Source organism: Mangrovimonas xylaniphaga (genome assembly GCF_001280435.1).
GTDB lineage: Bacteria > Bacteroidota > Bacteroidia > Flavobacteriales > Flavobacteriaceae > Mangrovimonas_A > Mangrovimonas_A xylaniphaga.
Window position 1 is genome coordinate 551011 of sequence record NZ_LBIP01000018.1, and the last position, 22135, is coordinate 573145.

The following is a 22135-nucleotide window of genomic DNA, read 5'->3' on the forward strand; positions in this document are numbered from 1 at the left end:
TAAGAAACATATCAAACCAAAAACAGCCTGTAATTTGCAGGCTGTTCTATTTTATGTAGTTGAAAAGTATTATCTCACCAACTTCTTGTACTTGATACGTTTTGGCATTAGATCACCTCCCAAACGTTTCTTTTTATTTTCTTCATACTCTGTAAAGCTACCTTCAAAGAAATACACTTGGCTATCGCCTTCAAAGGCCAAAATATGCGTACAAATACGATCTAAAAACCATCTGTCGTGACTGATGACTACCGCACATCCCGCGAAGTTTTCTAAACCTTCTTCCAAAGCTCTAAGCGTATTTACATCCAAATCGTTTGTAGGCTCATCCAAAAGCAATACGTTTCCTTCTTCCTTCAGCGTCATCGCTAAATGCAAACGGTTACGTTCACCACCAGAAAGTAAGCTCACCTTTTTGTTCTGCTCACTTCCTGAAAAGTTAAATCGGCTTAAATAGGCTCGAGAATTTACTTGACGCCCTCCCATCATGATCAACTCCTGTTCATCACTGAAGTTTTGCCAAATCGATTTTTCAGGATCAATGTTAGAGTGACTCTGATCGACATAGGCAATCTTAGCAGTTTCACCCACCACAAATTCACCTTTGTCTGGAGTTTCTTCCCCCATAATCATTCTAAAAATAGTAGTTTTACCAGCACCATTAGGACCAATCACCCCTACAATTCCTGCTTGTGGTAAGTTAAAATTCAAATCTTCATAAAGCAATTTGTCTCCATAAGCCTTGCTCACACCCACTGCCTCAATAACATTGGTACCCAAACGAGGTCCATTTGGAATGTAGATTTCCAATTTTTCATCCAATTGCTTTTGGTCTTGGCTCATCAACTTATCATAATTCTTCAAACGTGCCTTTTGCTTGGTTTGACGTCCTTTAGCACCTTGACGTACCCATTCCAACTCGCGCTCTAACGTTTTTTGACGTTTAGAGGCCGATTTGCTTTCCTGAGCCAAGCGCTTGGACTTTTGATCCAACCAAGAAGAATAGTTCCCTTTCCAAGGAATACCTTCCCCTCTATCCAACTCCAAAATCCAACCAGCTACATTATCCAAGAAATATCTATCGTGGGTTACAGCAATAACAGTTCCCTTATATTGTGCTAAGTGATGTTCCAACCAATGCACCGATTCGGCATCCAAGTGGTTGGTAGGCTCATCCAATAACAGAACGTCCGGCTCCTGTAGTAACAAACGACACAAAGCAACCCTACGACGTTCCCCTCCTGATAGCACTCCAATTTTTTTGTCGCCTTCTGGTGTACGAAGCGCATCCATGGCAATTTCCAATTTGGTATCCAATTCCCATGCATTAGTCGCGTCTATTTGGTCTTGAAGTTCCGCTTGGCGATTCATCAACTTTTCCATTTTATCTGGATCGCTGTAAACCTCCTCCAAACCAAACATATCGTTGATTTTGTTGTATTCTTCCAAGATGGCCACTGTTTCGGCGGCTCCTTCCCTTACAACTTCCATCACCGTTTTATTGTCATCCAATTTTGGCTCTTGTTCCAAATACCCAACAGTATATCCTGGAGAAAACACTACATCTCCTTGGTAATTTTTATCTACGCCAGCTATAATTTTTAGCAAGGTAGATTTACCAGAACCGTTAAGTCCCAAGATTCCTATTTTAGCCCCATAGAAAAAGCTTAAATAGATATTTTTAAGCACCGGAGTATTGGCACTTTGAAATGTCTTGGTAACACCAGACATTGAAAAAATCACTTTTTTATCGTCACTCATGTGTTTTGAAATATTATTCCATTAAACTAAAAAGACTCTTAATACTGTAGACTGGTTATACCCTTCCTTTAAGTGCATTGAACACCCAAGCTATTGCAAAAAAGCCAACACCAACGGCAGCAAAGCCCCATCCCGCTACTTCATTGTACCTAAAAGCACCCAATGCAATTAAACCTATTCCTACAAATATCATAATAGTAGTGGCCCAAGCCAAAACCGTATTTTTGTTCATCGCCATAATCTCTATTAAATTTAGATCGTTAGTCGAGTACAAATATCGTGTTTTTAAACTAAAAAATGCGCCACTTTCATGACGCATTTATATTTAATATATTCTGAAAAAGCCCTATATCATTGGTACTTCAATAAATAAAATCTCAGAATTTTCATTGGCTGCTATTTCAAAAGTCTCTGTCTCCCAAATACCAATGGCATCTCTAGTATTCAAAACTTGGTCTCCAATTTTAAGTTCCCCATGAATATTCATCACGTAAACTCCGTGGTTAGATGATTTTAATTGATACTCGAAACTTTTTCCCTCATCTAGATCAATTCTTGACAAGACGGCATCCTGGTGGATTTTCAAACTTCCTTCAAAATCTTCATCAATAGAAGACACTAAAGTCTGTAATTTGTTTTTACGCTCGGAAGCATCAAATCCCTTTTGGTCGTAGCGAGGTGCTACATTCTGTTTGTTTGGAAACACCCAAATCTGGAACAAACTTAAATGTTTTTCATCCGAACCATTAATCTCGGAATGCTGAACCCCAGTACCTGCCGACATCACCTGCACTTCCCCTGGCAATACAGATTGCCATTCGTTATGCATCGAATCTCTATGTTTTAAAACACCTCCCAACGGAATGGTAATAATTTCCATATTATCATGTGGATGTGTCCCAAATCCCATTTTGGGGGCAATAACATCATCGTTAAGTACCCTTAAAGCTCCAAAGTGGATCTTTTCTGGATTATAAAATCCTGCAAAACTGAAGGAGTGATTTGCCTGTAACCAACCATGGTTGGCAAAACCTCTACTATTTGCTTTATGAACTACTGTTTTCATTGTAATTTCCTTTCTTTTTTCTTCCGTTTGGAAGATTTATTCAACTTAAATAGTTACTCTAATTCTCTTTAACGCATTTTATCCAAAAGGTCACTCAATTGACCCGCTTCTTCTTCTGTAAGATTCTTTACCAATTGCACATCAAAATCATCTGCAATTGACTCTAAAAGCTCCAAACCTTGTTTGGTAATCTCTACAAATACCACCCTTCTGTCGCTCTCGCATGGAATACGTTCAATCAAACCCTTTGCGCATAATTTATCCATGAGTCTTGTGGCATTGGGTGCACGATCTATCATGCGTTCCTTAATGGTCTGAACCTTTAAAGAGGACTTTGCTCCTTTTAATATTCGCAATATGTTGTACTGCTGAGGAGAAATGCCAAAAGGCTTGAAAAAATTGTTTTGATGATTTGTTATCCAATTTGATGTATACATCACATTTATCAAAGCCTTTAATTTATTGTTGGCAAAACTTGAATTGATGTCTTTTGAAATATCTCCCATGACTGCAATAGTTTTCTATTTTAAAGCTTCCTTTAATTTGGCAACTTCAACCTTTAATTGTTCATCTAAATCTTTATTTACTATACTTCCTTCGGAAAAATTATCATTGAAGGATGGTAAGGAAAATTTAGCAACAATATTCGCTCCATGCCTTGGAAACCTCTCGGAAGCCATACCTAAAACCGAAGCACCTCCTCTTCCTCCAGGCGAAGTAGCCATCAATAACATATGCTTCTCATTGAACACATTTCTATCAATCCTGGACATCCAATCAAATAGATTCTTAAAGGCAGCCGTATAAGCGGCATTATGTTCAGCCAATGATATTACTAAACCATCCGCCGATTGCATTTTTTCCAAAAACAATTTTGCCTTATCAGGATATCCCTGTTCTTTTTCCAAGTCTACCCCAAATAGTGGTACTGTGAAATCATTCAGATCAAGCAATTCAGCTGTAACATCTTCCATTTGCTCCAAAGTATACTTTACCAATTGTTTATTGATAGAAGTCTTACTATTACTGCCCGCAAAACCTACAATATGTTTCATGATTTTGAAATTAGTTTCCATGGCAAATATACGACAAAATAAATTATTTTCCAAGGAAACTATTTACATGTAATTTAATATTTCTTATTTATTCTAATCAAAATTTATACTTTCAGCAAAAAACTTATTTTTTTACTTTAGCGAAAATTAAAATTCAGCTATGGACATCAACTTCAACAAAAACGAAGACCACAATAAATTACTACTCTCCGACTTAAAAAGACGTTTAGCTACTGTGAAATTAGGTGGCGGTAAGAAACGAATAGAAAAACTTCATGAAAAAGGAAAATTATCGGCCCGCGAACGCATTGATTACCTTTTGGACAAAAATTCCAAAAGCATTGAAATAGGCGCTTTTGCAGGTGAAGACATGTATAAAGAACATGGCGGCTGCCCTTCCGGAGGTGTTGTTGTGAAGATAGGTTATATAAAAGGAAAACAATGTATCGTTGTAGCCAATGACCCTACAGTTAAAGCTGGGGCTTGGTTTCCAATCACAGGTAAAAAGAATTTACGTGCCCAGGAAATAGCCATTGAAAACAAACTTCCTATCATTTATTTAGTAGACAGTGCCGGTGTGTATTTGCCAATGCAGGATGAAATTTTCCCGGATAAGGAGCATTTTGGAAGAATTTTTAGAAACAATGCCGTGATGAGCAGTATGGGAATAACCCAAATTGCAGCCGTAATGGGAAGCTGTGTTGCTGGTGGAGCCTATTTGCCAATTATGAGTGATGAAGCATTAATTGTAGATAAAACAGGTAGCATCTTTTTGGCAGGAAGCTATTTGGTAAAAGCTGCCATTGGTGAAACTATTGACAACGAAACCTTGGGTGGTGCTACAACGCATTGCGAAATTTCAGGTGTTACAGACTATAAAGCCAAAGATGATAAAGATGCTTTGGACACTATTAAGAACATCGTAGATAAAATTGGTGATTTTGATAAAGCAGGTTACAATAGAGCTGCAAGCGCAAAGCCTAAAGAATCTCCAGAAGACATCTATGGAATCCTTCCTAAAAGTCGAGCCGAACAATATGATATGTACGAAATCATTAACCGTTTGGTGGACAATTCAGAATTTGAAGAGTATAAAGCTGGTTATGGACAAACCATTATTACTGGCTATGCACGTATAGATGGTTGGGCCGTTGGAATTGTGGCCAATCAACGCAAATTGGTAAAAACCAAAAAAGGTGAAATGCAATTTGGAGGCGTCATATATAACGACTCAGCCGACAAGGCCACAAGATTCATTGCCAACTGTAATCAAAAGAAAATCCCATTGGTGTTCCTTCAGGACGTTACAGGGTTTATGGTAGGTAGCAAAAGTGAACATTCTGGAATCATCAAAGACGGTGCAAAAATGGTTAATGCCGTGAGCAACTCTGTAGTTCCAAAATTCACCATCGTTATTGGAAACAGTTACGGTGCTGGTAATTATGCGATGTGTGGAAAAGCTTACGACCCTAGACTTATTGTGGCTTGGCCCAGTGCGGAACTTGCAGTGATGAGCGGTAATTCGGCTGCAAAAGTATTGTTACAAATTGAAACAGCTGCTTTAAAGAAACAAGGTGAAACGATCACTAAAGAAAAGGAAGAAGAACTGTATAAAAAGATCAAAGACCGTTACGATAATCAAGTATCTCCATACTATGCTGCTGCACGTTTATGGACCGATGCCATTATCGATCCTTTGGATACTCGAACTTGGATAAGTATGGGCATTGAAGCTGCAAATCATGCCCCTATTGAAAAGCCTTTCAACTTGGGAGTGCTACAGGTATAATTTCCTTATCTCGCTTATTTTTTGTAATTTAAAGGCTAATAATCAACACTTTATTAGTCATGGGTACCATAAAAACATTGAACAAATGGGCCAATGCACATACCTATTATCCACTGGATTTATTACGTATTGTGCTGGGAGTCTTTTTGTTTACAAAGGGCATTAGTTTTATGGCCAATAGCCAAATTTTAATGGACCTCTTCTCTCCTATCCAAAATATGGCCGGGGGGATGATAACGGTTCATTATGTTGCACCTGCCCATTTTATCGGCGGTGCTTTAATAGCTTTTGGTCTCCTTACCAGATGGGCCATTATCGCTCAGCTTCCAATATTAATTGGGGCCATTCTGATTAATTTTGTAGGAGAAATGAATACCACCAATTTGGTGGTGGCCACTATTACACTTTTGGTGTGCATTTTCTTCTTGTTCTATGGATCAGGAAAACATTCTGCAGATTATTATTTTAAAATGCAGCAATGAGAAGGCATAAAAAAAGCCACTCTTTTAAGAGTGGCTTTTTTTTACTTATTAAAATTCTAAAGTTTATTCAATACTATAACAGATTCCACTGTACTAGTAACTTGAACTCCTTGTTGGCTTTGACTTAAATCTTGAGATTGTGTTATTGTTAAGGTTTGTCCATTATTAGTCAAGGTATATTGACCAGTTTGAGCCTCTCCAAGTGCAGAAGTATCTAGACCGTCCACTTCCAATTCAAATAGAGAACCATCAAATGTAATTGTGTTACCACTTGTTGAATAATTTCCATTCCCATCAACATCTGTAAGTGATGATGTGGTTGTGCCATTATCAACTCCATTTACAGTCAAATCAGTTTCAATATCATAACTTCCGGCTGAAGTAAACGAATTTTCTGTAAATGTTACTAAATAATCCATATTCACGGCTTCCATAACAGCCTCTACATCCATATTCATCCCTCCCATTCCTGTAGAAGTATTCATGGTAGCATTGAAAGAAACTGTATTCCAATCTCCTGACAATTGAGAATTAGCAACACCTTCTTCTATATTAGCAAGCTCAGTATCTATAGGTTCATTTTCACAAGTAAATGCCGAAAGAAGCACAAATAATGACAAAAGCATTCCTAATTTTTTCATAACAAAGTAGTTTTTTAGTTAATCAATAGTTTTGAGTTGATTCCACAAACATAAACATTTTAATCAGTTTGCAAAACTTGTTTTGGGACACGTAGCAACAAAATGATACCAATCAAAAAGAAAATAAATAAAAATAGAATAGAGTTTCGCATGCTTCCTGTTATTTGATCAATTGTTCCATAAATCACCATCCCGATGACAATCCCTATTTTTTCAGAAACATCAAAAAAGCTAAAATAGGAAGTGGTGTCCTTGGTTTCCGGCAAAAACTTAGAATAGGTAGAACGCGACAATGCCTGTATGCCTCCCATCACCAAACCTACAAAAGCAGCTGTAATGTAAAACTGAATCGGGGTCTCTACAAAATAGCCATAAAAACAGAGTGCCATCCAAATAAAATTGATGACAATCAATGTTGGAATATTACCAAATCTCTCAGAAGCTCTTGAGGTTAGAAATGCTCCTAGGATAGCCACTACCTGAATTACCAAAATACTTACAATTAAACCCAGCGTCTTTTCACTTTCTCCTCCCCAATTAATTTCCTGCTCTCCAAAATAAGTAGCTACCAACATAATGGTTTGAACCGCCATACTATACACAAAAAACGCATATAAATAGCGCTTTAATCTTAGATTATGTGTTAAACCGTCCCATACCTTTTTAAGCTCCTTAAAACCATTAAAAAGTACTTGTTTATTCACTTTTCCATTGCTTTTAGAAAGTCCTTTCGGCAACACTCTAAAGGTATATTGACTGAACAACACCCACCACACACCTACGGTAATAAACGAATAACGCATAGCTTCAATAGAGGCATCATCTTTTGCTTTTTGAAGTGCCTCTGCAATTTCAAGCTCAGAGCCTGTTTCTCTTACGGTTTCTGATATACTAATATCAAACCCAAAGACATTTGGGAACATTACCATGGCCAAATTCAAAAGCAACAACAAAACACTTCCTATATACCCCAAACTAAACCCTTTGGCACTGATTTTGTCCTGCTGTTCTTCAAAAGCTATATCTGGTAAATAGGAATTGTAAAACACCAAACTACCCCAATACCCAATCAATCCAAAAAAATAAAAGAGTAAGCTTAAATAAATATGATCTAGACTGAATCTATAAAGTCCTAGGCAACCCACAGCTCCCAAATAGCAAAAGAACTGCATGAAGACTTTTTTATTTCCAATATAATCGGCCACCCCTGATAAGATTGGAGAAATAAAGGCTACAACCAAAAACGTAAAAGCTGTTATAAAAGTGATTAAAGCTGTGTTTTTAAATTCATAACCAAAAGCGTGAACTTTATTGTCATCAACAAAATTTAAGGTCCCATAAAAAATGGGGAAAATGGTTGAAGCAATGGTTAAAGTATAAACGGAATTGGCCCAATCGTAGAAGGCCCAGGCATTCAGAAGTTTTTTACTTCCCTTGGGGTATGTTGTCATAAAAAGTGGTTATAAAAAAAAAAGCTACACCTAAGGCGTAGCTTCGAAAGTAAACAAATTTTTAAAATTATAACTTTATTTGATGAAGGATGTCACTCCAAACTTTTTGGCCTCTGCCCTCGCAGTTGGCACCAAAGCCTTCAAATTATTGATTCTTGTTTGATTGGAAGGGTGTGTACTCAACAATTCTGGTGGAGCCTGTCCTCCACTGTCAGCCGCCATACGTTCCCATAAACCAACCGCTTCCGCAGGATCGTACCCCGCAATAGCCATTAGGGTCAGCCCTATTTTATCAGCTTCGCTTTCATGACTACGGCTAAATGGCAACATTCCCAACACATTGGAACCTACCCCATAATAAGAGTTGAAAGCATCCCTATCACTCTCATTGTTGATGGCCATATTACCTGCCAAGGCTATTCCCTGTTGCACATATGCTGCGCTCATTCGCTGTTGGCCGTGATTGGCCAAGGCGTGCGATACCTCATGTCCCATAATGGTTGCTACTCCAGCTTCTCCATTGGCAATAGGTAAAATACCTGTATAGAACACAATTTTCCCTCCAGGCATACACCAAGCATTCTTTTGGTCATCCTTGATAAGATTGTACTCCCACTTGTAATCCTTTAGATAGCCTTGATATCCATTGGCATCCAACCATAGTTTTGCAGCAGCTGCAATTTTTTCTCCTACATGTTTAATCATTTCAGCATCTTTAGTGCCCTTGATTATTTCGTGTTCATTTAAAAACTGATCATATTGTTGAAACGCAGCTGGAAACAATTCTGAATTTGGCACAATGGCCATGGTCTGTTTTCCTGTAAACGGGTTGGTTGCACATGAAATAAATGCAAATGTTATAACAGCAGTAGCTAATAGATTTTTTGAGGTCATGTAATAAAAAGTTCGATTTGAAAATCTAAATTACAAAAATCATTCAAGACAAATTATAATTTAAATTTTCAAAATCTGTTATTTTTCGCCCCTTAGTCGCCAATAATGTGTAACTGAGTGAAGTTCTCGCTCACAATCATACTATTACTTCCGTTCATTTTAACTTCAGACAAAGGAATATCGACATTGTCAATTTCAATTTTTGTAGCGTGAAAAGGCAAACCGTGGAATTTCACCATAAAAGTTTTAAGATCCGATTCATACTTACCTTCTTTATGCTGTTGAATAATGAGCTCTTTTGGCTTTCCAGTCAATTTAAAGGTTCTCAAACTATAGCGTCCTTTGGTATAATCGTAACCATCATGGGCATCATCGTACAACACAGAATCTTCTTTGCCTTCCTTATAATAAACTTCCAAGGTCATTTGTTCAATTTCCTTTTCATCTACATATTGCTGAACGGGATACTTTGGAATGATAGCACCTGCCTTAATAAACAAAGGAATAAAGTCAATATCAGCATCTACCCACATTTCTCGACCACCAAGGACTACTTCATCACTCCAGTAGTTATACCATTCACCTCTAGGAATAAACATTCTTCGTCCTCTAGCATTTGGCTCAAGAACAGGACACACCAAAATTTGATCGCCAAATACAAATTCGTCTGTTCTATAGTGGGTGTGAATATCTTCTTGATCAAACAACACCAAAGATTTCAAGATTGGCGTGCCTTCGTCCACTAATTGCCAAAACGTAGTATATAAATATGGCAGCAATTCATATCTCAACTCAATGAATTTGCGTACAATTTTGGTAACATCGTCGTCAAAAGCCCATGGCTCTTGATTTCCATGATCACCAGAGGAATGTACACGACAAAACGGATGGAAAACCCCCAACTGTATCCAACGGGTGAACAATTCGCCTTGAGGTTGCTCGGCAAAACCACCAATATCACTCCCTACAAAAGAATATCCAGACATGGCCATACGTTGCACTTGGATATTAGCAATCCATAAGTGTTCCCAATTGGCTACGTTATCTCCCGTCCAAGTGGAAGTGTAACGCTGGGTGCCTGAATAAGCCGCTCTTGTTATGACAAACGGACGTTTTGGATAGGTATAGCGCTTAAGCCCTTGATAGGTAGCTCTTGCCATTTGCATTCCATAAACGTTATGTGCCTTTCTATGACTACAAGGGTTTCCTTCATAATCGTGACGCACATCATCTGGAAATGTTTTATTCGGCACTTCCATTACGGCTGGCTCGTTCATATCGTTCCAAACTCCCCTGACACCGGTTTCTTCAATAAGTTCCTTAAAAAGTCCAGACCACCACTCCCTTACTTCAGGGTTGGTGAAATCGGGGAAATAGCATTCTCCCGGCCAAACTTTTCCTTTCATATATGGGCCATCGGCACGTTTACAGAAATAGTCATTATCCAAACCTTCCTTAAAAATGCTGTATTCCTTGTCTATTTTAATTCCGGGATCAATAATTACTACGGTTTTAAATCCGTCGTCCATGAGTTCCTGTACCATTCTTTTCGGATCTGGAAAATGTGTTTTATCCCAAGTAAAACATCTAAAGCCGTCCATATAATCAATATCCAAGTAGATGGCATCACATGGAATTTTTAAGTCCCTAAATTTTTGGGTAACCTCCTTCACCTTAGATTCCGGATAGTAACTCCATTTACATTGATGGTATCCCAATGCCCATAATGGTGGTAATTGGTGTGGTTTACCCGTTAAATCGGTGTAATTGGCCACCACATCACTCATTTGCGGACCGTAAATAAAATAATAGTTCATTTCCCCACCTTGAGCCCAAAAACTGGTAACATTTCGACGCTCTTGTGCAAAATCGAAAAATGATTTAAAAGTATTATCGAAAAAAATTCCGTAGGACTTATTGCCATTCAAGCCTGTATAAAACGGAATGGCCTTATAGATGGGGTCTGTGTTTTTTCCGTAGGCATACGAATCTGTTACCCAATTTTCAAATCGCTTCCCTTTTAAATTGAGCTTAACCGGTTTATCCCCCAAACCAAAATAACTTTCGCCATCATGGGAGGTTTTGCTCATCTTTACAATATCCCCACCAATCTCATAACTTTCTTCCCAATGAAAGCCTAATTCATCTTCATTAATCAGTGTTAAATCCTTGGCATCAAACAAAGACACCCTTAAATTGGACTTTGATATATGGCAAATAAGTTTTGACGTGGTGATTTTGTATAAGGTTGCTTCTTCTTCTATTTCCAAAAAATTGTAGCCTGTGCTAGCATATTTTGTAATGGCATAGGAAAAATCATTATCGAATGTTCCTGAAGTAGTATATCGAAATCGTAACACACTATCTCTTACAACTGTTAACTCCAGAATAACATTATTCTCTGTAGTAAAATATAAGGTATCAACATCCTTATTATATGCTACAATCTTAGAAGGAAATAAATCTCCCTTTCTTTCTAATTCAGTATTTAAAATCATAAGTAATAGTTCTTATATACAAACAAAAAAACGCATAAGTTTAGAGATAAAAAACACTTGGCAACAAGTTTTACCAATAGTAACAATTTAATTGTGGTATTTTAGCAATAAAACAACAAAACCCTCTGTTTTATAATAAATTACATTTTAACATTTTGATATTTAAAGGCTACCATTCCCAAAGGTGGAATGGTTATTTCCACAGATTGATCCCGAAAATGCCAAGGCTCATTTTGAGACGTTTTCACTCTGTTTTTATACTCCCCGGTTCCTTCGTACTTTTTAAGGTCGCTGTTGAAAACCTCTTTTAATTTTCCTTTAAGCGGTAAGCCAATTCTGTAATCTATTCTTGGGGTTGGGGTCATATTACAAGCTACCAACACCAGATCCTCTTCATTTTCTCCTTTTCTGAAATACACCAAAACAGAACTCTCAGCATCGCTGAAATCTATCCACTCAAAACCATCGTTGGAAAATTGTTTTTCATGAAGCGCCAGCTCTGCCCTATAGAAGGCATTTAAATCCTTTACCAAGTTTTGCACACCTTTATGCACTTTGTACTGTAGCAAATGCCAATCGATGCTTTGTAAAAAATTCCACTCCTCACCTTGTCCAATCTCTCCTCCCTGGAACAGTAATTTGGTCCCTGGATGCGTGAACATATAGGCGTACATCAACCTAAGATTAGCGAAACGTTGCCATTCATCTCCGGGCATTCTTCCCAATAAGGAGCGCTTCCCATAGACCACTTCATCATGCGACAATGGCAAAATAAAATTCTCAGAAAATGCATAGGTCATAGAAAAGGTCAAATCGTTTTGATGGTATTTTCTATAAACCGTTTCCTTGGAAAAATAGACCAAGGTATCATGCATCCATCCCATCATCCACTTCATCCCAAATCCTAAACCACCTAAATAGGTAGGTTTAGAAACCATCGGAAAAGCTGTGGATTCTTCGGCGATGGTTTGTACATCAGGGAAACTTTTATACACTTCCTCGTTCAATTCCCTTAAAAATGAAATGGCTTCCAAATGTTCCCTTCCTCCAAACATATTAGGTTCCCACTCGCCTTCTTCACGAGAATAATCCAAGAACAACATAGACGCTACGGCATCTACACGCAAACCATCCGCATGAAACTGTTCCAACCAAAACATGGCATTGGAAATCAAAAATGATTTCACCTCATTTCTTCCATAATTAAAAATCAAGCTTTTCCAATCTGGGTGATAGCCTTTTCGTCTATCGGGATGTTCGTAAAGACTGGAACCATCAAAGTAACCCAAGCCATGGGCATCTTCAGGAAAATGCGAAGGCACCCAATCTAAAATAATCCCTATGTCATTTTGGTGCAGTTTGTCCACCAAAAATTTAAACTCTTCGGGGTAGCCAAAACGTGATGTTGGGGCAAAATACCCTGTAATTTGGTAACCCCATGACGGATCATAAGGAAATTCCATTATGGGCATGAGCTCCACATGTGTAAAGTTCATGTCCTTCACATACGTCACTAAATCTTCTGCAAATTCGGCATAGGATAAATAGTCCTCGCCATTATTCTTTCTTTTCCAAGATCCTAAATGCACTTCGTATACAGAAAAAGGCGCATTCAAGGCATTGTGATCCTTTCTTTTTGCCATCCATTGCATATCCTTCCATTTGTAAGCATCGTCCCAAACAATAGAAGCTGTTTTTGGAGGCAACTCGCATCGTCTGCCATACGGATCTGCCTTTTCAGTTACAATGCCATCATGATGGCTGTGGATTTTATATTTATATAAACTCCCTTTGCCTACACCAGGAATGAATCCTTCCCAAATACCACTTTTGTCCCAACGGACATGCAATTGATGTTCTTGATCATTCCAATAATTAAAATTGCCCACAACAGCAACCGATTTGGCACTAGGTGCCCACACAGCAAAATAGGTCCCTTCCTTACCGTCCAAAGTCATGATATGAGAGCCAAACTTTTCATATAAACGATAATGTTTTCCCGCTTTAAAAAGGTCTATGTCAAATTCTGAAAACTTACTGTGTACAATTACTTCGGCCATATAGTATGAAGGTTTTGGTATAACTGCGATGGATATATTATCAATCCATACGCACAATTCATAGCTTGTAAAGTTCTAAATTAGCAATTTTAAACGCATAAACCCATTAAGCAACGTAAATAAAATCCTAAGAATTTATTATAACGATTTCGTAATGACATTCTTCCTACATCGACTAAACCCAAAATGTAAGTTTTTTGAATTTGTCCTATCATGAAAAAGATCCTAACCGTTATTCTTATCAGTCTTGCGTTTAGCTGTAATACTACGGCTCAAAAAGCCAATGAACCTAAAAACCAAACATATAAAATGAATAAAACAGAAGAAGAATGGCGCAAAATACTCACGCCAGATCAATACCATGTGCTTAGGGAAAAAGGTACCGAACGCCCCTATACAGGAGAATACAACCTTCATTTTGAAAAAGGGGCCTATACCTGTGCTGCCTGCGGCACCAAATTATTTGAAAGCACAGATAAATTCAGATCAGATTGTGGATGGCCTAGCTTTGACAATGCCATAGAAGGCACCATCACTTACAAAGAAGACAGAACCCATGGCATGGTAAGGACTGAAATACTCTGTTCCAACTGTGGAGGTCATTTAGGCCATGTATTTAATGATGGCCCCACCCAAACGGGATTGCGTTACTGCGTCAACTCTTTAAGTTTGGATTTTGATAGTGCCGAAACCCAAAAAGATTCTACAGAAAATAAGCTTCCCAAAAATTAAAAATTTCATTTAGGCATTTTAAGGCACTCGCTTTATTTATATGGGCGAAGCGGCTATTTTTTTGTTGGCTAAATTCATATTTAAAAATAGGTTTCGTAAATTCGTAGCGTCAAAAAAATACACTAAACAAATTCTCATGAGTAAATATGATATAATTGTTCTAGGTAGTGGACCTGGAGGCTACGTTACAGCTATTAGAGCGTCTCAATTGGGCTTTAAAACTGCAATAGTAGAAAAGGAAAGTCTTGGTGGAGTATGCTTAAATTGGGGTTGTATTCCTACTAAAGCCTTATTGAAATCGGCACAGGTTTTTGAATACCTTAAACATGCCGAAGACTACGGCCTTTCAGTAAAAGGTGCTGACAAAGATTTTGGGGCTATTGTAAAGCGTAGCCGCGGTGTTGCCGAAGGGATGAGCAAAGGTGTTCAATTCTTAATGAAAAAGAACAAAATTGACGTTATTCAAGGCTACGGAAAACTTAAAACTGGAAAGAAAGTTGATGTAGACGGAAAAGAATATTCTGCAGACCACATTATCATTGCTACCGGAGCACGTTCTCGTGAGTTGCCAAGTTTGCCACAAGATGGCAAAAAAGTGATTGGCTATCGTGAAGCCATGAGCTTAAAAGAACAACCAAAGAAAATGATTGTAGTTGGTTCTGGTGCTATTGGGGTAGAATTTGCTTATTTCTACAACTCTATTGGTACCGAAGTAACTATTGTTGAATATTTGCCAAATGTAGTGCCTGTTGAGGACGAAGAAGTTTCTAAACAATTAGAGCGCAGCTTCAAGAAAAACGGTATTAAAATCATGACTTCTGCCGAAGTAACCAAAGTTGATACTTCTGGAGCAGGAGTAAAAGCAACGGTTAAAACCAAAAAAGGCGAAGAAATATTGGAAGCTGATGTTGTGTTATCCGCTGTAGGTATCAAAACCAACATTGAAAACATAGGCTTGGAAGATGTAGGTATTGCAGTAGACCGTGATAAAATCATGGTAAACGATTACTACCAAACCAACATCCCTGGATACTATGCTATCGGAGACGTAACGCCTGGTCAAGCTTTGGCCCACGTTGCTTCTGCTGAAGGAATCCTTTGTGTTGAAAAAATTGCAGGAATGCATGTAGAACCAATCGACTATGGAAACATTCCTGGTTGTACTTACTGTGCTCCTGAAATTGCAAGTGTAGGTTTAACTGAAAAGCAAGCTAAAGAACAAGGATACGAGATTAAAGTTGGTAAATTCCCATTCTCAGCCTCAGGTAAAGCTAGTGCTTCTGGTGCTAAGGACGGATTTGTAAAAGTAATCTTCGATGCCAAATATGGCGAATGGTTAGGTTGCCATATGATTGGTGCCGGTGTTACCGATATGATTGCTGAAGCCGTTTTAGGTAGAAAATTGGAAACTACAGGGCACGAAGTGCTTAAAACTGTTCACCCTCACCCAACTATGAGTGAAGCGGTAATGGAAGCTGTAGCCGATGCTTATGATGAAGTAATTCACCTATAAGAAACAAATTCATTGATATATAGAAAAGACGATACTTTTGGTATCGTCTTTTTTTGTACCTATAATTTTAGTATTTGATATCACAAAAAACTTTGGATTCCCAATTCGTAGCTTTGTAAACCAAAACCAACAATGACACCTTTCGCATTTGGCGAAATAAACGACATATGCCTAAAAGACTCTCTATCGAAAGTATTGGAGATATGCACTTCCACAACAGGGGTTTCAATGGCAGCCACGGCATCGCCAATACCCACTGAAGTATGTGTATAAGCCGCTGCATTTAAAATAATACCATCATAACTAAACCCAACTTCCTGAAGTTTATCGATCAGCTCCCCTTCTATGTTGGACTGAAAATGTTCCAATTCTACTTGCGGGTATTTGTCAACTACCGTTTCAAAAAATTCATTAAAAGTGAGACTTCCATAAATATCAGGTTCTCGTTTCCCCAATAGATTAAGATTTGGACCGTTGATGATGATGAGTTTCTTCATAAAGTAAATATATTAAAAATAGCACATAAAAAAACCGAAGCCTTTCAGCTTCGGTTTTTCTTTATCATAAATCTCAATAATTAGAACATATACCCAACAGAAAGTTGAATTACGCCATTGTTTACAATAAACTCATCACTATAATCACTATCATTAAGGTTCATTAAACCTAAACTAAAACGAGCTCCAAAATTTAATCCATTTTCCATTTTGTAACCAGCTCCTACATTAAAAGCAAAATCAATGGATTTGATATCTTCCAAATCACCTTCTCCAGACTCATTGACAGAAACACCTCCAAAATCTTCACTATATTCATATTCATACTTTGCAGAAGCTAAAATTCCCAATTGAGGCCCTGCTTCAACGCTAAAACCATTTACAATATAATATTTAAAAGATACCGGAACATTAATATAATCTAGCTTCCAAGTTTCTTCTTCCGAATAACCTTCTCCGGACCAATCATATTTTGCTCCCTGTGTTGAAAATAAAACTTCTCCCTGCAGTCCCATTCTTTCATTGAATTTGTATTCTGCGATTCCCCCAATGTGAAATCCTAATCTCATATCAGCATCTTCAATGTCTCCTCCTAGAGTTGCAAAATTTACACCCGTTTTTATACCAAAGTTAAGTTCTTGAGCATTGACATTTGATAATCCGAAAACTGCAATTGCAGCACATAGTAATAATTTTTTCATAATAGATTTGGTTTTGTTTAATTGGGCGGCAAAATTAGAAACTAATTTTGTTCACACAAGAAACTTTATAGATTTTTCTGACATATAAAAAAATTAAAAATGATGCCCGAAATGCGTCCTTCACATTTCAATATGCTATTAACTAGTAATAAACACCTTGTCAATGTTTAAAATTATAGTTAAAACAAAAAGGTCGAAACTTAAGCTTCGACCTCATAAAAAAAATTATAAACATTGTTTATTCCAGCAGATTAAGAAATTAAAACTGGAACAACACCCCAACATTGGCATTCCCCCAATTAAACCGGTCGGAATAATTCTCATAAGAAACATTGATTTCAATAAAATCCCCCACATCAATTCCTGCAATAGGCCGTACGTAAAAACCACCATCGAGATAATCCGATATTCCAAAGGCATAACCAACATCTATTCCACCTGTGAATATCCCGAATACCTTCACTCGGGCAGCTCCTGCCACAGGTACAAACTGCGCATCGTCCCTATAGAAGTAACGGTTATTGTTATCAATAAAGAAATTTCTGTAACCTACCGTGGGTCCAAAACTTAAAAAGGCATCATTATACCCAAACATATAATAGGCATCAACGCCTAAGGACAAATCGGAGCCGTTCAACGCATCGGATGAAGCCAATCCTACATTGGCCCCTAACTTGAAAACTCCTTGCGCTTTGCCACAGAAGGAGATTCCAACAATGAGAACCACAGTTAATAATAGTTTTTTCATGATTAATAGCATTTATGTTTACATTTTAAAAAGAGTATTCAATACCAATATTGAGAGAGTTAAATCCGTTGACATTGTAAAAATAGTCTTGTGCCGAATGATCTACTTCTGCAGTAATTACCTGAAAGGAAGCCAATAGATTAATCATTCCCAAATTGTACCCAAACTTAGGTCTAAAGTACATTCCTGTATCCGCATCACCCGACACATTAACGGCAAATCCAAGATCCAAACCAGCAAAAAAAGCATGGTCCATAAAATGATAACGAGCAGAAGCAGCAATTGGTAAAAATGAATTGCTATCATTATCGATTCGAATTGTTGTATCACCTTGATGGCGGAAATAATAACCGTCTCCGGAGAAATGGGTATACCCAACCAAACCTCCTACTTCAAGATTTTCTGCAACTTCAACTAAATAAGTACCATAAAACCCAAAATTAAAATTGGAAATATCTGTGGTCCCGCTCAGTGGAAACCCTACATCCGCTCCAATTTTAAACCCTCCTGTCTTTATTTTTTCAATCATATCATCACTTACTTCTTCACTATCAGTTTGAGCCTTAGCAGCAATAATTGACATGGACATAAAGATGGCTAAGCATACAATTCTTTTCATACGTATTCTAATTTTAATGAATTACTATTTAGTTAATTGGAATTTTAATCATTGTTTCTCTTACCGTCAACAACACTAACAAATTTACTTATATAACTTATTTAAAACACTTTATCTGCATATTTTTTTTACAATCCCTACGAAACCCCCTTCTAATCTGTATTTTAAATTTTGAATATTCCCTTAAAATAATAGTACATTTAGCCAATGAATTGGCAAAACGCGCTTCAAGATTACAAACACTATTTAAAGATAGAACGGGGCCTATCCCAGAACTCTATTGATAATTATGAGTACGATATCCTAAAGCTCATTAATTATTTACAGCAAAATGATATTTCTGTTTTACCTCTAGATATTACAAAGGAATCAGTTCAACCTTTCATTTATGAAATCTCCAAAAGTATCAACGCTAGATCCCAATCACGATTGATTTCTGGACTGCGAAGTTTTTTTGGCTATTTGGTATTTGAAGAATATCGGGATACCAACCCAATGGACCATATTGAATCGCCCAAAATCGGCAGGAAACTACCTGACACTTTAAGCGTTGACGACATAGACCATCTTATTGCCGCCATAGATTTAAGTAAAGACGAAGGTGAACGCAATAGAGCCATTTTGGAAACCCTTTATAGCTGTGGCCTTCGTGTGAGCGAGTTGACCAATCTAAAATTATCTGATCTCTTTTTTGAAGAAGGCTTTATAAAAGTGACTGGAAAAGGAGATAAACAACGCTTTGTGCCTATTGATCCTCAAACCCAGAAATACATCAATATTTACAGGAAAGAAGTGCGCGTTCATCTTCCCATAAAACCTGAATTTAAAGATACGTTGTTCCTTAACCGAAGAGGCAAACAGCTTACTAGAGCCATGATTTTTACCATCATCAAGCAATTAGCTGTTAAAATCAATCTTAACAAAAGTATTTCTCCCCACACTTTCCGACACTCCTTTGCAACACATTTATTGGAAAATGGAGCCGATTTAAGGTCCATACAAATGATGTTGGGCCACGAAAGCATTACTACTACAGAAATCTACATGCATTTGGACAGAAGCCACTTAAAAGAAGTACTGATGACGTATCATCCCAGAAAAAAATAATGATATCAAACAAAAAAGGCATCCGTATAGGATGCCTTTTTTATGATTAATTTTCTCAAGTTATTTAGCAATGTTTACCGCTCTAGTTTCCCTAATTACGGTAACTTTTACTTGTCCTGGATAGGTCATGTCTGTTTGGATTTTTTGAGAAATCTCAAAAGACAATTTAGCCGCTTGATCATCAGAAACTTTTTCGCTTTCCACAATCACCCTTAGCTCTCTACCAGCTTGGATAGCATAGGCTTTGTTTACACCGCTAAATCCAAAAGCAACATCTTCCAAGTCTTTCAAACGTTGGATATACGAATCCAAAACTTGACGTCTTGCTCCTGGTCTTGCTCCAGAAATAGCATCACATACTTGAATAACTGGCGCCAATAAAGTCGTCATTTCTATTTCATCGTGGTGAGCTCCAATGGCATTACAAACTTCTGGTTTTTCGCCATACTTTTCTGCCCACTGCATTCCCAAGATAGCGTGAGGTGTTTCAACATCTGCTTCGGAATCTGGCACTTTTCCTATATCGTGCAATAAACCGGCACGTTTAGCCAATTTTGGATTTAAGCCCAATTCCGCGGCCATAACTCCGCAAAGTTTTGCAACTTCCCTAGAATGCTGTAATAAATTTTGTCCGTATGAAGAACGATACTTCATACGTCCGACCAATTTGATCAATTCTGGGTGCAATCCGTGAATACCTAAGTCGATTACCGTACGCTTACCAACTTCGATAATTTCCTGCTCAATTTGTTTTTGAGTCTTTTTAACCACTTCCTCAATACGGGCAGGGTGAATTCTACCATCGGTAACCAAACGGTGTAACGATAAACGTGCTACTTCACGACGCACAGAATCAAAACAAGACAAAATGATAGCTTCTGGTGTATCGTCTACAATAATCTCAACACCTGTAGCGGCTTCAATGGCACGAATGTTACGTCCTTCCCTACCAATGATTCTTCCCTTCACATCATCCGATTCAATATTGAAAACTGATACACAGTTGTCAATAGCCTCTTCGGTACCAATACGCTGAATGGTATTAATAATGATTTTCTTGGCTTCTTGCTGAGCGGTAAGTTTGGCCTCTTCAATGCGGTCTTGAACATAAGCCATAGCATCCGATTTTGCCTCATTTTTAAGAGACTCTACAAGTTCTGCTTTAGCGTCTTCTGCAGACAGTCCAGAAATCACTTCCAGCTGCTTGATTTGGCTTTTGTGAGCCTTTTCAATCTCAACTTTCTTCTTTTCCAAAAACTCCAAACGAAAATCGTAATCCTTAATCTTATCTTCAATGGATTGGTTTGCCTTTTTATGCTTGGCCAACTCATTGGATACCTGAGATTCTTTATCCCTAGTACGCTTTTCTGCTTCGGCAATTTTCTTATCGCGCGATAAAATCACCTTTTCATGCTCTGATTTCAGCTCAATAAATTTCTCCTTAGCCTGAAGTATTTTGTCCTTTTTGATAGATTCTCCTTCGGCAGTAGCCTGCTTGATGATTCCTTCGGCCTCTTGCTTTGCATTGGCGACAACTTTTGATGCATTGTTCTTTTCAAGAGTCTTTGCAACAATATATCCAATGACTACACCAAGTACCACGCCTCCTACAATCAATAAAATTGTGTTCATTTCCATGTTTAGTTAGTTAATATATATAAAAAAGCCTACATCGGTTTAACATTTTGTATAAACTCCTTAAAAACAAGTTTAGGGCTAACAAGCTGATCAACCCTCTGTTCAGAGACAGCTCGGTTTTACAACTTAAACTCACCCTTTTTAAAGAATTAACGTTGAGTTTATCAAAAAAAATAACCAATGTAGGCAGTAACCTTATTTTATTTAAAGAACGTTATGAGTTTAAATGTAGCTGCAGGAGTTCATCCAGGGCCAACAACTTGTTTTCCACCTCTTCGCTTACATTTTCTCGATCTATAGATTTTTGCTCTAATTGGGAGGCAAACTGCAAGGCACACATGGCCAATACATCTTGCTTATCCCTTACAGAATAATTTTGCTCAAACTGGCCTATCATTGCTTCAATCTTCTTCGCCGCCTTTCGCAACCCTTCCTCCTGGCTTGGAGCTATTGTTAAAGGGTACACCCTATTTGCAATGGAAAGCTTTATCTTAAGCTGTTCTGACATACATCATACAATTACATTATTCAGACAATTGCGCAATACAGTGGTCAATATCCCTGATTAATGCGTTTATTTTGAGCTTCGTTTCTCTGTTATCTTCGTCACTGCCCAGTAAGGATTTTGCTACCTTGAGCGCTTCGTATTTTTCAACCCAAGCACTTATTTCTTCCTGGTATTGTAAATTCTTTTGCTGTTGAAGAGCTAATTCCTGCGAAAGCTTAGCATTTGTTTGCCTTAAAACCTCGAGTTTGTGCAAAAGCTTGCTAATTTTATTCTCTAAAGAATCTACAATCTCTTCAATTTTACTCATTTGCAATATCCACTACTGTCTCAACAAAGTTAACATACCAAAACAAAAATCACAATTGTTTTACAATA

General features: G+C 37.7%; 22 protein-coding genes and 1 other RNA gene. 5 read left to right on the top strand and 18 right to left on the bottom strand.

Annotated elements, in window-relative coordinates; genetic code table 11:
- Positions 1-69: 69 nt before the first annotated feature.
- The 5 genes from ettA to ZA06_RS13485 all read right to left on the bottom strand — a co-directional run bounded on the left by ettA (position 70) and on the right by ZA06_RS13485 (position 3882).
- A complete protein-coding gene (gene ettA, locus ZA06_RS13465) occupies positions 70-1761 on the bottom strand; it encodes an energy-dependent translational throttle protein EttA (protein WP_053977989.1) in 1692 nt (563 codons plus the stop codon).
- Between the two features lie 55 nt (positions 1762-1816).
- Positions 1817-1999, bottom strand: a complete 183-nt coding sequence (locus ZA06_RS13470; protein WP_053977990.1) for a CAL67264 family membrane protein — start codon at positions 1997-1999, stop codon at positions 1817-1819.
- Positions 2000-2107: 108 nt separating this feature from the next.
- Positions 2108-2827 (bottom strand): pirin family protein, encoded by a 720-nt coding sequence (locus tag ZA06_RS13475; RefSeq protein WP_053977991.1) that lies wholly within the window; start codon positions 2825-2827, stop codon positions 2108-2110.
- Between the two features lie 68 nt (positions 2828-2895).
- Complete coding sequence (locus tag ZA06_RS13480) at positions 2896-3333, bottom strand: MarR family winged helix-turn-helix transcriptional regulator (RefSeq protein WP_053977992.1); 438 nt, start codon at positions 3331-3333, stop codon at positions 2896-2898.
- 15 nt (positions 3334-3348) lie between these two features.
- Positions 3349-3882: an NADPH-dependent FMN reductase gene (locus tag ZA06_RS13485; protein WP_053978095.1), complete on the bottom strand. Its 534-nt coding sequence runs from the start codon at positions 3880-3882 to the stop codon at positions 3349-3351.
- 160 nt (positions 3883-4042) lie between these two features.
- On the opposite strand from ZA06_RS13485, the gene ZA06_RS13490 reads away from it, so the two are divergent.
- Together ZA06_RS13490 and ZA06_RS13495 are read left to right on the top strand one after the other, a co-directional pair.
- Positions 4043-5671 carry an acyl-CoA carboxylase subunit beta gene (locus ZA06_RS13490; RefSeq protein WP_053977993.1) on the top strand — a complete coding sequence of 543 codons (1629 nt, stop codon included), beginning with the start codon at positions 4043-4045 and terminating at the stop codon, positions 5669-5671.
- Between the two features lie 59 nt (positions 5672-5730).
- The gene (locus ZA06_RS13495; RefSeq protein ID WP_053977994.1) at positions 5731-6153 is read left to right on the top strand and encodes a DoxX family protein; all 423 of its coding nucleotides are present in this window, start codon (positions 5731-5733) and stop codon (positions 6151-6153) included.
- Positions 6154-6209: 56 nt separating this feature from the next.
- Here the strand turns inward: ZA06_RS13495 and ZA06_RS13500 are convergent, their stop codons facing one another.
- From ZA06_RS13500 to glgB, 5 genes are all read right to left on the bottom strand, one after another.
- Positions 6210-6794 (bottom strand): hypothetical protein, encoded by a 585-nt coding sequence (locus ZA06_RS13500; protein WP_053977995.1) that lies wholly within the window; start codon positions 6792-6794, stop codon positions 6210-6212.
- 59 nt (positions 6795-6853) lie between these two features.
- The gene (locus ZA06_RS13505; protein WP_053977996.1) at positions 6854-8245 is read right to left on the bottom strand and encodes an MFS transporter; all 1392 of its coding nucleotides are present in this window, start codon (positions 8243-8245) and stop codon (positions 6854-6856) included.
- A gap of 75 nt (positions 8246-8320) precedes the next feature.
- Positions 8321-9139, bottom strand: a complete 819-nt coding sequence (locus ZA06_RS13510; RefSeq protein WP_053977997.1) for a M48 family metallopeptidase — start codon at positions 9137-9139, stop codon at positions 8321-8323.
- A gap of 92 nt (positions 9140-9231) precedes the next feature.
- Positions 9232-11637 (bottom strand): glycoside hydrolase family 31 protein, encoded by a 2406-nt coding sequence (locus ZA06_RS13515; protein WP_053977998.1) that lies wholly within the window; start codon positions 11635-11637, stop codon positions 9232-9234.
- 140 nt (positions 11638-11777) lie between these two features.
- On the bottom strand, positions 11778-13697 hold the full coding sequence (glgB, locus tag ZA06_RS13520; RefSeq protein WP_053977999.1) for a 1,4-alpha-glucan branching protein GlgB: 1920 nt from the start codon (positions 13695-13697) through the stop codon (positions 11778-11780).
- A gap of 309 nt (positions 13698-14006) precedes the next feature.
- Here glgB and msrB point away from each other — a divergent pair, with 309 nt between their 5' ends.
- Both msrB and lpdA read left to right on the top strand, forming a co-directional pair.
- A complete protein-coding gene (gene msrB / locus ZA06_RS13525) occupies positions 14007-14429 on the top strand; it encodes a peptide-methionine (R)-S-oxide reductase MsrB (protein WP_053978096.1) in 423 nt (140 codons plus the stop codon).
- Positions 14430-14565: 136 nt separating this feature from the next.
- A complete protein-coding gene (gene lpdA, locus ZA06_RS13530) occupies positions 14566-15942 on the top strand; it encodes a dihydrolipoyl dehydrogenase (protein ID WP_053978097.1) in 1377 nt (458 codons plus the stop codon).
- An 80-nt stretch (positions 15943-16022) separates the two neighbouring features.
- Here the strand turns inward: lpdA and aroQ are convergent, their stop codons facing one another.
- The 4 genes from aroQ to ZA06_RS13550 form a co-directional block, all read right to left on the bottom strand.
- Positions 16023-16439 carry a type II 3-dehydroquinate dehydratase gene (aroQ, locus tag ZA06_RS13535; RefSeq protein ID WP_053978000.1) on the bottom strand — a complete coding sequence of 139 codons (417 nt, stop codon included), beginning with the start codon at positions 16437-16439 and terminating at the stop codon, positions 16023-16025.
- Positions 16440-16519: 80 nt separating this feature from the next.
- Entirely contained in the window at positions 16520-17140 is a 621-nt protein-coding gene (locus ZA06_RS13540; protein WP_053978001.1) for a porin family protein, read from the bottom strand.
- Between the two features lie 259 nt (positions 17141-17399).
- Positions 17400-17888: a hypothetical protein gene (locus ZA06_RS13545; protein ID WP_053978002.1), complete on the bottom strand. Its 489-nt coding sequence runs from the start codon at positions 17886-17888 to the stop codon at positions 17400-17402.
- A 25-nt stretch (positions 17889-17913) separates the two neighbouring features.
- Positions 17914-18507 (bottom strand): hypothetical protein, encoded by a 594-nt coding sequence (locus ZA06_RS13550; RefSeq protein ID WP_157503268.1) that lies wholly within the window; start codon positions 18505-18507, stop codon positions 17914-17916.
- A gap of 207 nt (positions 18508-18714) precedes the next feature.
- Here ZA06_RS13550 and xerD point away from each other — a divergent pair, with 207 nt between their 5' ends.
- Positions 18715-19614, top strand: a complete 900-nt coding sequence (gene xerD, locus ZA06_RS13555; protein WP_053978004.1) for a site-specific tyrosine recombinase XerD — start codon at positions 18715-18717, stop codon at positions 19612-19614.
- 60 nt (positions 19615-19674) lie between these two features.
- Here xerD and rny read toward each other — a convergent pair whose 3' ends face one another.
- From rny to ZA06_RS13570, 4 genes are all read right to left on the bottom strand, one after another.
- Positions 19675-21252 (bottom strand): ribonuclease Y, encoded by a 1578-nt coding sequence (gene rny, locus ZA06_RS13560; protein WP_053978005.1) that lies wholly within the window; start codon positions 21250-21252, stop codon positions 19675-19677.
- Positions 21253-21305: 53 nt separating this feature from the next.
- A non-coding RNA gene (gene ssrS / locus ZA06_RS16805) (6S RNA) lies at positions 21306-21413 on the bottom strand.
- A gap of 53 nt (positions 21414-21466) precedes the next feature.
- Positions 21467-21760 (bottom strand): cell division protein ZapA, encoded by a 294-nt coding sequence (locus ZA06_RS13565; protein ID WP_053978006.1) that lies wholly within the window; start codon positions 21758-21760, stop codon positions 21467-21469.
- Between the two features lie 16 nt (positions 21761-21776).
- Positions 21777-22067, bottom strand: coding sequence for a hypothetical protein (locus ZA06_RS13570; RefSeq protein WP_053978007.1), 291 nt, complete (start codon positions 22065-22067; stop codon positions 21777-21779).
- Between the last annotated feature and the right edge of the window lie 68 nt (positions 22068-22135).

Bases quoted from the DNA above. Each gene is read 5' to 3' on its own strand.
- ettA (WP_053977989.1), bottom strand. From the start codon at position 1,761: ATGAGTGACGATAAAAAAGTGATTTTTTCAATGTCTGGTGTTACCAAG.
- ZA06_RS13470 (WP_053977990.1), bottom strand. From the start codon at position 1,999: ATGGCGATGAACAAAAATACGGTTTTGGCTTGGGCCACTACTATTATG.
- ZA06_RS13475 (WP_053977991.1), bottom strand. From the start codon at position 2,827: ATGAAAACAGTAGTTCATAAAGCAAATAGTAGAGGTTTTGCCAACCAT.
- ZA06_RS13480 (WP_053977992.1), bottom strand. From the start codon at position 3,333: ATGGGAGATATTTCAAAAGACATCAATTCAAGTTTTGCCAACAATAAA.
- ZA06_RS13485 (WP_053978095.1), bottom strand. From the start codon at position 3,882: ATGAAACATATTGTAGGTTTTGCGGGCAGTAATAGTAAGACTTCTATC.
- ZA06_RS13490 (WP_053977993.1), top strand. From the start codon at position 4,043: ATGGACATCAACTTCAACAAAAACGAAGACCACAATAAATTACTACTC.
- ZA06_RS13495 (WP_053977994.1), top strand. From the start codon at position 5,731: ATGGGTACCATAAAAACATTGAACAAATGGGCCAATGCACATACCTAT.
- ZA06_RS13500 (WP_053977995.1), bottom strand. From the start codon at position 6,794: ATGAAAAAATTAGGAATGCTTTTGTCATTATTTGTGCTTCTTTCGGCA.
- ZA06_RS13505 (WP_053977996.1), bottom strand. From the start codon at position 8,245: ATGACAACATACCCCAAGGGAAGTAAAAAACTTCTGAATGCCTGGGCC.
- ZA06_RS13510 (WP_053977997.1), bottom strand. From the start codon at position 9,139: ATGACCTCAAAAAATCTATTAGCTACTGCTGTTATAACATTTGCATTT.
- ZA06_RS13515 (WP_053977998.1), bottom strand. From the start codon at position 11,637: ATGATTTTAAATACTGAATTAGAAAGAAAGGGAGATTTATTTCCTTCT.
- glgB (WP_053977999.1), bottom strand. From the start codon at position 13,697: ATGGCCGAAGTAATTGTACACAGTAAGTTTTCAGAATTTGACATAGAC.
- msrB (WP_053978096.1), top strand. From the start codon at position 14,007: ATGAATAAAACAGAAGAAGAATGGCGCAAAATACTCACGCCAGATCAA.
- lpdA (WP_053978097.1), top strand. From the start codon at position 14,566: ATGAGTAAATATGATATAATTGTTCTAGGTAGTGGACCTGGAGGCTAC.
- aroQ (WP_053978000.1), bottom strand. From the start codon at position 16,439: ATGAAGAAACTCATCATCATCAACGGTCCAAATCTTAATCTATTGGGG.
- ZA06_RS13540 (WP_053978001.1), bottom strand. From the start codon at position 17,140: ATGAAAAAATTATTACTATGTGCTGCAATTGCAGTTTTCGGATTATCA.
- ZA06_RS13545 (WP_053978002.1), bottom strand. From the start codon at position 17,888: ATGAAAAAACTATTATTAACTGTGGTTCTCATTGTTGGAATCTCCTTC.
- ZA06_RS13550 (WP_157503268.1), bottom strand. From the start codon at position 18,507: ATGAAAAGAATTGTATGCTTAGCCATCTTTATGTCCATGTCAATTATT.
- xerD (WP_053978004.1), top strand. From the start codon at position 18,715: ATGAATTGGCAAAACGCGCTTCAAGATTACAAACACTATTTAAAGATA.
- rny (WP_053978005.1), bottom strand. From the start codon at position 21,252: ATGGAAATGAACACAATTTTATTGATTGTAGGAGGCGTGGTACTTGGT.
- ZA06_RS13565 (WP_053978006.1), bottom strand. From the start codon at position 21,760: ATGTCAGAACAGCTTAAGATAAAGCTTTCCATTGCAAATAGGGTGTAC.
- ZA06_RS13570 (WP_053978007.1), bottom strand. From the start codon at position 22,067: ATGAGTAAAATTGAAGAGATTGTAGATTCTTTAGAGAATAAAATTAGC.